The sequence below is a fragment of the Ruegeria sp. YTSC199 genome (assembly GCF_059609725.1).
In genome coordinates this window covers 35,797-47,103 of sequence record NZ_JBXWMF010000013.1, presented here as the reverse complement: position 1 = coordinate 47,103, position 11,307 = coordinate 35,797, and the positions used below count along the sequence as shown (strand labels likewise).

Here is an 11,307-nt window from a genome sequence, read left to right as displayed (position 1 = left end):
TGCGTAGCGCCGTATCAAAATGCCTGTCCGATCCCGATATAGAATTGCAGACCGTCGCCGGTATCGCCCTGTACCGGCATGGCAAGGTCCAGACGCAGCGGGCCAAACCCGCCCAGATCATAACGGACCCCTAGACCGGCACCCGAGTGGTATTCGGCTCCGCTGCCAATAAAGGATGACGTGTCCACGGTACCGAAATCATAGAACCCGACAAGGGATATTGTGTCTGTGATCTTTCCGCGAACCTCACCGGACAGCCCAAGGAAGGACTTGCCCCCCGCCACGCCACCGTTGACCGGGATGCCAAGGCTTTCAAAGGGTTGCCCGCGTACGGTTCCCGCACCGCCCGAGAAGAACAGGAAATCCGGCGTCACACCGCTTGCCGAGGGGCCGATCACCGATCCCAGCTGAGCACGGCCCGCGAGAACAAGACGCCCTCCGGTGCTCAGGCTGGTATAGGCGCGCCCGTCAAAAAACAGCCGAATTCCATTCTGTGTGCCGGACAGCCCGGCAAAGGGCATGGCCTGTGCATCCAGATAGAACCCGCGTGTGGCGCTGACCTTGCTGTCGCGCTCATCCCATTCCGAGCGGAACGGGATGATGAAGTACCGAAACTTGCGGCCGCTGCCATAGGCATCATCCGCATCCGACCACTGGAAGCCGGCCGAGGCTTCGGCGTAGAGCCGGTCGGAAAATGTGCGCCGCGCACCATAGGCCAACGAAGCGACCGAGACATTATAGTTCTCGGTATTGCGCCGCTCCAGCAGGGCGCTCCAGAAGGTGTTGTCATCCGGACCCAGCCGGTCGGGTTGATCCAGACGCAGGCCGATCCGGCCGTCCAGGTCCTCGGACCCGCCGATGTTGCGCAGTGCGGCTTCGAACCGCAACCGTTCCGCGCGGCGGAACACATTGCGGTGGGTCCAGGTTGCGGTCACGTCAAGACCGGCGTTCGAGGCAAGCTCGACCCCGAAAGTAAGGCGACGTTTGGGCATGTCCTCGAACGTGGCGTCGAAATCCAGCGTGCCGTCAGGGTTGGGGGTTTCGTGCTCCTCGATCGACACGACACTGAACGTTCCGGTGCGACGCAACCGTGTGCCGACTTTCTGGATTTTCGCCGGTGAATAGACCTCTCCCGAGGGGAACCCGGCGATTTTTTCAATCGAACGGTACCGAACATCCGTGTCGCCCTTGATGATCATCTTGCCAAAGGTCAGACGCGGACCAGGTGCAAGGTCGATCTCGGCGTCCAGCCGTTTCTGCGCATGGCGGGCGATGACCTTTTGGCCTTCGACTTCGGCCTTGGCGTGGCCGGTATCGCGCCACCCCTGCACCCCGGCCGAGGCCGCCTGCTGAATGGCGCCGGTCGTGGCCAGTTTGCCGGGGGCGAATTCTTCAGGCAGAACGGTATCCGGCGCGACGGGTTCAACGATGGCGGTGCCGAACGTGAAGGTTGGGCCAGTATTAACCGTGATAACAGCGCGGTTAATTACGTTCGGCACGGTAAGCGAGCTCATGTCCGCGGCTTCCTGCCCGTCAAGCTTGATGCTGACGACCGGACTGAAATAGCCTTCGTCGTACAAAATCTGAACGACGGTGCGGTAATCCGACAAAGCAGCGGACAGGATTTCCAGCGGCGTATCCAGGCCTCTGTTTTCGGCGGTTGCAACCGAGGACGTTTCTTCAATGCGTTCAATCAGCGCCTTCGGGGCTCCGGGTGCTGAGAGCGTCGTTTCAAGCGCGGCCAGTGACGAGGGAAAAGCGGCGGCAGCCATGCCAAGAAGGCAGTAGTTCACAAAGGCCCGTGGCCTGCTTACCCGCATCGAATGGCTCCAACTGCCCCAAGTCGAAATCAATTTCACCGTTTTATGAAACGCAACGGCTCATTGCATTTAGAGCATCAGTTTCTATGCAGGGAAAGTAATTATCGTAAACAAAGCTGAATTTAGGGGCCCTGTTGTGGTCAAGACCCGGCATTTTGGAACCAGCGGATTATTGCGGCGCAATCTTCGGGCCCCAGTTTGGTCACATCGACGAGCGGCATGGCGTGGGTGACACCCGCCTGCAGGTGATTTGTTTGGCATTTCGGGCAATATCGCCTGCGGTTTCCAGCAAGATACCTTTTGGAGCCCACTAAATGCCCTCCGATACCGATATAGCGGCGATGAACAAAATGGCAGTGACGGCCCAGGTCCAAGTCAGGTTCCCTACGCAGACAGGCGCGTGTTGAAGTCATGCCGGATAGTGAAGCCCATCCGGAAACCAGCGCGGCAATGACCCAGCTGTATGCGGTCGCAAACGCTGGCGGGTAGTGGTTCGACAGCATTAGGAACACGACTGGCAGCGTCAGGTAGTTGTTTCGGGGCGAGTGCAGCCTGGCGAACTTTCCGTTTTTCGGGTCCGGTGTGCGACCGCTTTTAAGATCATCCACTACGATGCGTTGAGTCGGCATGATGGTAATGAACATGTTGGCGATCATGATCGTTGCGGTGAACGCCCCCAGATGCAGCATCAATGTGTGGATGGTGAAGATCTGGTTGTGGCCCCAGCCCGTCGCCTCCGGCAGCACCATCAGTATGGTAGGTCGCTCGCCCAGTCCCGATTTGCGGAGAAAGTGGTAGATCCGCCAGTCCACGGTCAGAGAAGCTGCCGAGATCACGATGCCTGGCCACAATGCCAGATCGGCTTTTTAAGCATCGATCAGATACAGCTCACCTCCGACCCAGTAAACCACCATCAAAAGTGTGGTGCTGCTCAGCCAGGTCGCGTAGCTTTCCCGTTTGAACCATGTCAGGTGGTCCGGCACCCTCTCAGGCGCGACCAGGAATTTCTGGACGTAATAGAAGTCACCGCCGTGCACCTGCCGCTCCTCGCCATCCGCCGGTTCGGGGTTTTGCGGTTCAAGCCAAGGTCTAGCGCGATGAAATAGAAGGACGATCCGATCCAGGCGATTGCAGTGAAGACTTGCAGCCAGCGCACCACGCGCAACATCAGCCCGAGCGAACAGGGACGAGCGTTTTTTTCGGGTGCACTTTCGCTGCTGGATGCAGCGGATGCGACCGAGGCACAGGTGTTTCGCCCGACTGAAGCACCATGCGGGTCGTTTTGCTGCGGCACCTCTCGGCGCGCGCCGATTGCTGGTGCCGCATGTACCTGATTTTCAGGAAAATACCCCAAGATCAACATACGCCTGCGACTGACGGACCGATCGGCAGCCCTGACGACCGAGGGGATGGACCTGGCGTTTTTCATTTGCCAGCCGGACTACAGAATCCCGCGTGGCACCGGGTTACGGGCAGCGTCAGGGTATGTCGCAGACGGGTGCAATTCTTTTCCCGGCCACACCTGAATGCCTGAACCTGCAGTTCCCGGGGGCAACAGAGTTTCAATGGCAGTTGGAAGCATCCGAAGGGGCCAAATGGTTCGCGGTGTCGGGTCGGTTCTAATGCGATGACGGAGACGTGCTGACTGAACAGGCTCTGAATATGGTTCTGCTGGTGGCTGAAGAGGGCGGTTTTGACTATGTGGCCGGCACTTATGCCGATGATCTGCCTTGTTGGACACAGACCGGCGGGCGGGATCAATTGATTGTGCCGTACACGCTGGATTGCGACACGGCGTCTATCTTGCAGGCGTTTTAATGGAGGATCGAGCAGGACCGCGATGCAGAAACCGCCGAGGCCTGCCGTCAGGTCGAACGGATCGCGGAATATCGTTTGCGGGACGTATTGCCCTCATGAGTTGCCGGATCGTTGTTGCGCCGCTGATCGCCGAGGCTTTCGCGCCCTTTGCCGATGTTATCGAGACTGCGGGCGAACCAGACAGGATCATTAATCAGGGGCAGTGTGGTTGTTATCATGATCGCTGGGCAGGAATTTCCCGATGGCCGCGCGGGGATCAACTTGTTCAACGCGAACCTGCGAAGCCTACCCTATCGACTGGACATGTTCGCGCAGCACCCCGACGGCAACCAAGTGTTGATTCCGATGACGCAGCACCCGTTTCTGGTCGTTGTCGCTCCGAATGTGGATGGGCGGTTGGGTAAACCTCTGGCATTTGTCATCGCGCCCGGGAAGGCCCGCCCGCTGCGGTATCGCAAGGGTCAGGATTGCGCCATCAGGCGGGCGACGTCGAGCATGCGCGCCGAAAAGCCCCATTCGTTGTCATACCAACCGAAGATGCGCGCCTGATGGTCACCGATCACTCGCGTTTCGGGGCCTGCGATGACCAGTGATTCCGGTCTTGTCCGCAGGTCTGATGACACCAGCGGGTGGTCTGTCCAACCCAGAACGGGAGAATGTGCGACGCATTCGCGTAATTCGGCCTCGAACTCGGCGACGGATATGCCGCGCTGCAGGGTTGCGACCAGATCGACCGCGGACACGCTGGCGGTTGGAACACGCACCGCCGCGCCTGAGATACGGCCTGCGAGGTGGGGCATGACCTCATCGATGAGATGCGTGGCGCTGGTGGTGGTGGGGACCATGGATAGCGCCCCCGCCCGTGACCGGGCGAGATCGCCACGTGGCGCATCCACCATGGGTTGGCTGTTGGTGTAGCAGTGAATCGTCGTCATATGGGCCGAGACGATACCTCCGATCCCGTCCAAAACCTTGACCAGCGGGGCTAACCCGTTGGTTGTGCAGGACGCGTTCGAAACGATCCGGGCGTTGCCCAGGTGATCCTCGTTGGCACCTAGAACGATGGTCACCTCGGTGGCCGGCGAGGGGCCGGAGATCAGCACTTTGCCTGCCCCTGCAGTCAGACCCTGACCGGCCACGTCCGAGGTACGTGCAACACCGGTGCAATCCATAAGGACGTCGACCCCGGTCAGATCCACGCGTGACAGATCCGGGCTGTGGGTGACCGGGATGGAATGGCTGTCGACCACCAAGGCCTCGTCACCGGCCTCGACCGATCCGGAATAAGGGCCAAAGGTGCTGTCGTATTTGAACAGGTAGGCACAAGTTTCGAGCGGCGCGATATCGTTGATCAGCACCAATTCAACATCACTGTCCTGCGGTAAAGCCAGCAGCTGCCGCAGGATCGTGCGGCCGATGCGGCCGAATCCGTTGATCGCAAGTTTCATGCGTAAGCTATGGCAGCGGGTTGCGCTGACCTCAATGCCGTTTCGACTTCAGGTCAGTTGCAGCTGACCTGCGAGAAGAACTGCCCCGAAATATTCTGATACATGCTGGCCCGGAGCGGCTTGCAGCCGGTCGCCGCCTGGATGGCGGCCATGGCTTGAATAGTTCGCAGGCGCGGCGGCGGACCAAACGGGTTCAGGTTGTTGTTGTCTCGGGTTGCGCGATACACGACCGGAGCATCCGAGACTTGCGTAACAGCCCATGTGCGGCTCATGACGAATACCGATTTGGTTTCCTCTTTGGCGGCAACGGGGGTTGCCTCCAGGGCCGTCAGGCCAATTACAGCTGCCAGTGCCAGCATCGATCCGCGCAGTACCATTGAACAATCTCCAGTGCTAAAAACCGGTGTTATTTCACCAGATTCAAGCGCTTCTGTGAACCCCCGCACCGGAAAAAGCTTATTTGGTGTCAGCGTTTAGGCAACGACAGCGGCATATGGCGGTTCACATCTTTGTAGAGCAGACAGCGGAATCGCCCCGGTCCGCCCGCATAGCACGCCTGCGGGCAGAGGGTGTGCAGTCACATGTAATCGTCGGCCTCGACCTCGACCCAATCCTGATTGAGCCGATAGACGGCTTTGCCTTCAAGCACATAGAGGCCATGTTCCATCATGTGTGTTTTGGCATAAGGGATCACGCCACCGTGTTCGAAAATGACGATGATCACATGCGTTTCGTGGCGCAAGTCCTGCGGGTCGGCGAAGCGGGTGGTGGACCAACGTCCTTCGGTGCCGGGCATCTCAACAGGGGGGCACGCGGTGTTCATTGGTGATGATCGGATCGGGGGCGGGCAGGCCGGGTACGGCCTCATTGGCTGTGCGGATCCACTGGAAAAGGGCGGTTGCTTCGGTGCTGTTGTGCAGGGTCCATTCGGAACCGGCTGGAAAATATGCGTATCCGCCTGTGTCCAGTTGGTGCACCTTGCCGCCCAGTGTCAGCGCCACTGCACCTTCGACCACGAACAGCGCGCCCTTTGCCTGTGGGTTTGTTTCGGGGCGATCGATGCCGCCGCCGGGCTGCATTTCCATGATGTATTGCGAGAAGATCTCGGCAAATCCGCTGAGGGGGCGGGGCAGTACGCAGAGCCGGGTCAATTCCTGGAACGGTAAGGCACTGGTGACGATGTCGCGCATCGTGCCTTTGGGGATCACCGCATAGACCTCGGTGAACATGGCGCGGTCGGTCAAAAGTTGGTCCTGACCAGAATGGCCGTCTGTGGGCGCGTAGTAGGGTGGATGTGCCATTGGGTGCCTATACTTGGTGATCGGGGCACTATGCGGGGATTGTATCGCGGGTCCTGGCGACAGATTCGCGATAGATTTGTTCGGAATAACCCGAATGTCGACTTACGGGGACTTGGCCCCGGTTCACTGCCGGTATATTCTTGAATGCAAATCTTTTTCAGCAGAGCGAGGCGATCATGAAAGCCTGGATTTCTTCTACACTGGCGGCGGTTGTTATTCTTGGGGCGGCGGCGGTCGTCCAAGCTAAGCCGATTTCTCGAATAATTGCCGAAATGGGACTGACGCCTGCCGATTTCGAAGTAGTGAACGTCACTGCGGATGCGATGCTTGCAGGCGGGACACCCCGGGTCGGTGAAGAAAGCGCCTGGGTAAATGACGCGTCCGGGTCCAAAGGCACAATCCGTGTCCGCGATGTGCGGGACAACTGCGTTCACCTGCAGCACTTTATTCAGCCCGAGGGATCGGATCAGACCCGAGAGGTCAGGACCCGCCGCTGCCGCGATGCGGGTGGTAACTGGATACTGACACCCTGATCCGGGTTCAGTAGCCGCGCGCCCTGTCAACTTCGTGCAGCAGGGGTTTTCCTGTCGCCAGCCGCTGATAGTTTTCGCCTACATCCGACAGCGCCTCGCCCAGGTGCCACCCTGACACATGCGGTGTGATGGTGACGCCCGGATGCGCCCAGAGCGGGCTGTCCGAGGGAAGCGGTTCTTTCGAGGTCACATCCAGCACCGCGTGGCCGGGTGTGCCGTTGTCCAGCGCGGTGATCAGTGCGGATTCGTCGATCAGATCACCCCGACCGGCATTCAGTAACTGGCTGCCCGGTTTCATCGCGGCCAGCATCCCGGCATCGAACAGTCTGAATGTTTGAGGGGTCGAGGGCAGGATCGCGCAGACATGATCGCACTGGCCCAGCAATTCGGGCAGCGCATCATCGCCATGCAGGCAAGTCACGCCGTCAATCTGTTTCGGAGAGCGGCTCCAGCCCATGACTTGAAACCCGACCGCCCGCAGCATCTTGGCGCTGCGCGCGCCGATATGGCCCAGGCCCAGAACACCTACCACAGTGTCGGGCGAATAAAGCGGCGCCTTGGGCCGCCATTCCGCGCGGCGCTGGGCAGCCTCGTGAAAGCCCATGTGGCGTTGATGGCGCAAAATGTAAGCCACGAACCATTCGGCGATGCCCTGTGCGGGCGCTTCGGGTTTCAGCCGAGCGACGCGCACGTGCTCGGGCAGGTTGGGGTGGCTGACGATGGTCTCGACCCCGGCGCCCAGCTTTTGCACCAGTTGAAGGTTGGGCAGGCGTTTGGGATGGTCGTCGCTCAACCCCACGACGGCGATCATAGTGATGTCGGCAGGATCACCAAGGTTGTCCGACGTCCGCACATCCGCGTCTGGGTGCAGCCGCTGGATATCGCGGGCAATATCGCTGTCGCTGATCCAGTCAGATAACCCGGTTTCGATCAACAACGCCATGTCGCACCTCCCACTGCTTCAAATTGCGCTATGTCCCGTCGCGGAACTGGACATTTTCCCCGCAGCTAAGTCATTCTCTGGCCGAAGGTAAAGCCCGGTTTTAGCGTCGGGTGAACAGAAAAAAACTTGAGGTAGCCCATGAGCGGGACATCAGAGCTAAGCCGACAGGCTTATTTTCATCTGCGCGATGACGGTGCATTTGTGGGCTGTGATCCGGCGCGCGGACCGTGGTCGGCCGATCACTGCCACGCAGGGCCGGTCAGCGGCCTGATCGTGCGGGCAGCGGAAACCGAGGTTGGCCCCGAGAAAATGCTGACCCGTCTGACCGTCGACCTGCTGCGGCCGCAACCGTTGGCGGGGCTGCGGGTGGCGGCGGAAACCACCCGCCACACCAAGACGCTGGCGACCACACGGGTCACGGTGCATGATCTGGATGACAGGCTCTGCGCCACCGCGACGACCATGCATCTGGCGCGACGCGATCTTGGGTCGGTTCCGAATGTGACGATAGCTCCACCCCGGTTGGAAGACGCGGTGACCGGCCCGTTCCCGATCGGCGAGGTCCGCCATGATCTCCCCGGCTTCGCCAATCACTCTGATGTGTTGTATCCGAAAGGCGGCAATCAGGGAGCCGGACCCAAGACGGTCTGGATGCGTGTACCAGCCCTGTTGGAAGACGAGGCTCCGTCGCCGGTTCAGGCGCTGTGCCCGCTGGCGGATTGCGGCAATGGTATCTCGTGGAACGCTCCGACAACCGAGATGGGGTTTATGAATACCGATCTGACAGTTCAGATCCATCGAGAACCCGTTTCGGATTGGTTGGCTTCGGAGTCGTTGTGCCACTGGCAACCTTCGGGGATTGGGATGTCTCAATCGGTGCTCTATGACACCGAAGGGCCAGTGGGAACGGCTCTGCAAACGCTGGTCCTGTTCCCTCCGGCCTGATATTTCGGCCGGTTTCTGCACGTCACCTGTGAAACGCGTTGCCGGGCGTGGATCGAACCCCTATCTTTCGCTCATGCGCTGGATCGTGACCCTTTTGACCTGTTACCTGCCGATTTCGGCAATGGCCCACCCGCATGTCTACATCGACACCGGGCTGGAGTTCATCGTGGACGACTCCGGCCAACTGACGCATGTGCGCGTGACCTGGGCTTATGACGAGCTTTACTCGCTTTACCAACTTGAACAGATGAAGCTGGATCACGACTTCGATGGCGTCTTGACCGAAGGCGAAGAACAGGTCCTGTCGGGCTTCGACGCGCAATGGATTGAAGGGTACAACGGTGATCTGGTTGTTTTTGCCGATGGCGCGCCGGTGGTGTTGTCCGGCCCATTGGAGCCTACCGCCACAACTGAGGACGGGCGTATTGTAACAAGCCATTTGCGTGCGGTTGAAGGCGGCGCGGTGTCTGCATCCTCACTGACGGCGAAAGCCTATGATGAGACATTCTACATCGCTTACGACGTGACACGCCCCGTTACAGTGTCAGGACCTGCATCCTGCCAGATTGATCGGTTCGATCCCGATATTGATGGGCAATTGGCGCAGATGCAGGCATTCTTGCTGACGCTTGACGCCGATTATGATCTTGAGGAAAACGATATCCCGATGGTCGGGGAAAGCTTTGCGTCCGAGATTTTCGTTTCATGTCCAAATACCTGATTGTTCCGGTTGCCATCACCATTGCTTTGCTGCTGTGGTTCTGGGGAAGTGGCGGATTTGACAGCCTTGCCGCCTGGGCTGCGGGTGAGCAGCGCGAGTTTCAGAATCAGATCGCGCGGGCCTTGCGCGCGGTACGAACCGAGCAGCCCGAAGCGGTCGCAACACTCCTAACAGTCTGTTTCGCCTATGGCTTCTTTCACGCCATCGGCCCCGGCCACGGTAAGGTGCTGATCGGAGGCTACGGGCTGGGCCGTCGCGTCGCCTTCTGGCGTCTGTCCGCGATCAGCGTGTTGTCAAGTCTGGGGCAGGCGGTGACGGCTGTTGTGCTGGTTTATGCGGGTGTCCTGATTTTTCAGATGTCACGCGAAAGTCTTGTTGGCACAACCGAGCAAGTGATGGCTCCGATCAGTTATGCCGCTATTGCCGCGATCGGCCTTTGGTTGGTGACCCGCTCCATTCGCAGCTTTGCACGGCGGCATCGAACTGAAACAGCGCATCAGCACCATGATCACCACCATGAACATGATCACGATGATGGCGTCTGTTCCGATTGCGGCCACCGCCACGGCCCGACAGCCGAGGAAGTCGCTCAAGTCGGCAGCCTGCGCGAAGCCATGCTGCTGATCGCAGGCATTGCCGCGCGGCCCTGCACTGGCGCATTGTTCGTGTTGATCCTGACATGGCAAATGGGCATCGCAATGATCGGCATCGCAGGCGCGTTTGCGATGGCTTTAGGCACGGCAACGGTGACAACTCTGGTTGGTTGGACCTCGTTTGGCCTGCGCGGAGGGTTGTTGGCCTCAGTCTCGGCCACACGGTTTGCTTCGGTGTTGGCCCCGACCATTGAACTGGTGGCGGGACTGGCTATCGTGGTGATCGCCAGCGGTCTTTTGATGCGCGCGATCTAGTCGAATACCGGTTCCGGATACTCAACTCTCGCCAGATACAGGCCCTGCGGTGGGCACACAGGCCCACATGCGGCGCGGTCGGTGGCCTCTAAAGCATCGCGCACATTTTCGGGCGTCCACGCACCTGCGCCGACCCGCTCCAGAGTTCCCACGAAGCTGCGCACCTGATTGTGCAGGAATGACCGCGCGCGGACGTGGAAATGCACCTCGGGGCCGGAAAACCCCTGAACCTGTTCGACCCGCAATTCATCCAGCGTTTTGACCGGGCTGGCGGCCTGACAGATGGACGAGCGGAAGGTGGTGAAATCATGCCGACCGATCAACGTATCCGCCCCAGCCTGCATGGAGTCGACGTCCAACTGATGGTTGATCTGCCAGACCTGTCCGGCGTCATGGGTTGCAGGGGCACGGCGCATCAGGATGCGGAACAGATATTGCCGCTCCAGCGCCGAAAACCGTGCGTGCCAGTCATCGTCCACCCGCGTGGCCTTCACGATGGCCACCGGCTGTGGCTTGAGGTGATAGTTCAGCGCCTCGGACAGGCGGAACGGGTCCCAGTCCTTGACCAGATCGCAATGGGCAACCTGACCCAGCGCGTGCACCCCGGCATCGGTGCGACCAGCGGCGGCGATGGTATGCTCTCCGGGTTGAATGCGTGACAACGCTTGTTCGATTGCCCCCTGTACGGACGGCAATTCCTTTTGCCGCTGCCACCCGGCAAACGGTTCCCCCTGGTATTCGACTTTCAAGGCGTATCTGGGCATGGGCCGCTGGTAACCTGACGCGAGAAAAGGGGCAAGGGTGGGAAAGCTCTGGCAAGTGCGACGACCTCTACCTATCTTGAGCGAAACGATAAAAGCGGGGCGACAG

The 11,307-nt window shown here is 59.7% G+C and carries 14 protein-coding genes and 3 pseudogenes; 9 read left to right on the top strand and 8 right to left on the bottom strand.

Annotation, left to right across the window (positions count from 1 at the left end; translation table 11 throughout):
- Nucleotides 1–14 precede the first annotated feature (14 nt).
- Nucleotides 15–1,820, bottom strand: a complete 1,806-nt coding sequence (locus tag AC2FEE_RS13720; protein ID WP_496865884.1) for an autotransporter assembly complex protein TamA — start codon at nucleotides 1,818–1,820, stop codon at nucleotides 15–17.
- 140 nt (nucleotides 1,821–1,960) lie between these two features.
- Nucleotides 1,961–2,988, bottom strand: a pseudogene (locus AC2FEE_RS13715) (urate hydroxylase PuuD).
- On the opposite strand from AC2FEE_RS13715, the gene AC2FEE_RS13710 reads away from it, so the two are divergent.
- The 3 genes from AC2FEE_RS13710 (at nucleotide 2,954) to AC2FEE_RS13700 (ending at nucleotide 3,638) form a co-directional block, all read left to right on the top strand.
- The gene (locus AC2FEE_RS13710; RefSeq protein ID WP_496865979.1) at nucleotides 2,954–3,154 is read left to right on the top strand and encodes a hypothetical protein; all 201 of its coding nucleotides are present in this window, start codon (nucleotides 2,954–2,956) and stop codon (nucleotides 3,152–3,154) included. The pseudogene AC2FEE_RS13715 and the gene AC2FEE_RS13710 sit on opposite strands and share 35 nt — an antisense overlap.
- A 121-nt stretch (nucleotides 3,155–3,275) precedes the next feature.
- Nucleotides 3,276–3,443 carry a hypothetical protein gene (locus AC2FEE_RS13705; protein WP_496865883.1) on the top strand — a complete coding sequence of 56 codons (168 nt, stop codon included), beginning with the start codon at nucleotides 3,276–3,278 and terminating at the stop codon, nucleotides 3,441–3,443.
- Nucleotides 3,444–3,458: 15 nt separating this feature from the next.
- Entirely contained in the window at nucleotides 3,459–3,638 is a 180-nt protein-coding gene (locus AC2FEE_RS13700) for a hypothetical protein (RefSeq protein WP_496865978.1), read from the top strand.
- Nucleotides 3,639–3,685: 47 nt separating this feature from the next.
- Here AC2FEE_RS13700 and AC2FEE_RS13695 read toward each other — a convergent pair whose 3' ends face one another.
- On the bottom strand, nucleotides 3,686–3,856 hold the full coding sequence (locus AC2FEE_RS13695; protein WP_496865977.1) for a hypothetical protein: 171 nt from the start codon (nucleotides 3,854–3,856) through the stop codon (nucleotides 3,686–3,688).
- Here AC2FEE_RS13695 and AC2FEE_RS13690 point away from each other — a divergent pair.
- Nucleotides 3,797–4,042, top strand: a complete 246-nt coding sequence (locus AC2FEE_RS13690; protein ID WP_496865972.1) for a hypothetical protein — start codon at nucleotides 3,797–3,799, stop codon at nucleotides 4,040–4,042. The genes AC2FEE_RS13695 and AC2FEE_RS13690 overlap by 60 nt on opposite strands.
- Nucleotides 3,933–4,187 (top strand): annotated as a pseudogene (locus AC2FEE_RS13685) (ureidoglycolate lyase); the annotation flags it as partial. The gene AC2FEE_RS13690 and the pseudogene AC2FEE_RS13685, both read left to right, overlap by 110 nt.
- Here the strand turns inward: AC2FEE_RS13685 and AC2FEE_RS13680 are convergent.
- The 3 genes and pseudogenes from AC2FEE_RS13680 to AC2FEE_RS13670 form a co-directional block, all read right to left on the bottom strand.
- Complete coding sequence (locus tag AC2FEE_RS13680; RefSeq protein WP_496865882.1) at nucleotides 4,100–5,086, bottom strand: type I glyceraldehyde-3-phosphate dehydrogenase; 987 nt, start codon at nucleotides 5,084–5,086, stop codon at nucleotides 4,100–4,102. The pseudogene AC2FEE_RS13685 and the gene AC2FEE_RS13680 overlap by 88 nt on opposite strands.
- A 53-nt stretch (nucleotides 5,087–5,139) precedes the next feature.
- Complete coding sequence (locus tag AC2FEE_RS13675; RefSeq protein ID WP_496865881.1) at nucleotides 5,140–5,463, bottom strand: hypothetical protein; 324 nt, start codon at nucleotides 5,461–5,463, stop codon at nucleotides 5,140–5,142.
- A gap of 89 nt (nucleotides 5,464–5,552) precedes the next feature.
- Nucleotides 5,553–6,387: pseudogene (locus AC2FEE_RS13670) on the bottom strand (bifunctional allantoicase/(S)-ureidoglycine aminohydrolase).
- 176 nt (nucleotides 6,388–6,563) lie between these two features.
- Between AC2FEE_RS13670 and AC2FEE_RS13665 the strand changes: the two are divergent.
- On the top strand, nucleotides 6,564–6,920 hold the full coding sequence (locus AC2FEE_RS13665) for a hypothetical protein (protein WP_496865880.1): 357 nt from the start codon (nucleotides 6,564–6,566) through the stop codon (nucleotides 6,918–6,920).
- 7 nt (nucleotides 6,921–6,927) lie between these two features.
- Here the strand turns inward: AC2FEE_RS13665 and AC2FEE_RS13660 are convergent, their stop codons facing one another.
- Nucleotides 6,928–7,863: a 2-hydroxyacid dehydrogenase gene (locus AC2FEE_RS13660; RefSeq protein ID WP_496865879.1), complete on the bottom strand. Its 936-nt coding sequence runs from the start codon at nucleotides 7,861–7,863 to the stop codon at nucleotides 6,928–6,930.
- Nucleotides 7,864–8,001: 138 nt separating this feature from the next.
- On the opposite strand from AC2FEE_RS13660, the gene AC2FEE_RS13655 reads away from it, so the two are divergent.
- The 3 genes from AC2FEE_RS13655 to AC2FEE_RS13645 are packed head-to-tail and all read left to right on the top strand — an operon-like array spanning nucleotide 8,002 to nucleotide 10,437.
- On the top strand, nucleotides 8,002–8,808 hold the full coding sequence (locus tag AC2FEE_RS13655; RefSeq protein ID WP_496865878.1) for a thioesterase family protein: 807 nt from the start codon (nucleotides 8,002–8,004) through the stop codon (nucleotides 8,806–8,808).
- A 28-nt stretch (nucleotides 8,809–8,836) separates the two neighbouring features.
- Nucleotides 8,837–9,529, top strand: a complete 693-nt coding sequence (locus AC2FEE_RS13650) for a DUF1007 family protein (protein ID WP_496865877.1) — start codon at nucleotides 8,837–8,839, stop codon at nucleotides 9,527–9,529.
- Nucleotides 9,514–10,437: a nickel/cobalt transporter gene (locus AC2FEE_RS13645; protein WP_496865876.1), complete on the top strand. Its 924-nt coding sequence runs from the start codon at nucleotides 9,514–9,516 to the stop codon at nucleotides 10,435–10,437. Before AC2FEE_RS13650 ends, AC2FEE_RS13645 begins: the two co-directional genes overlap by 16 nt.
- On the opposite strand, the gene truA is transcribed toward AC2FEE_RS13645, so the two are convergent.
- Nucleotides 10,434–11,201 (bottom strand): tRNA pseudouridine(38-40) synthase TruA, encoded by a 768-nt coding sequence (gene truA / locus AC2FEE_RS13640; RefSeq protein WP_496865875.1) that lies wholly within the window; start codon nucleotides 11,199–11,201, stop codon nucleotides 10,434–10,436. The genes AC2FEE_RS13645 and truA overlap by 4 nt on opposite strands.
- Between the last annotated feature and the right edge of the window lie 106 nt (nucleotides 11,202–11,307).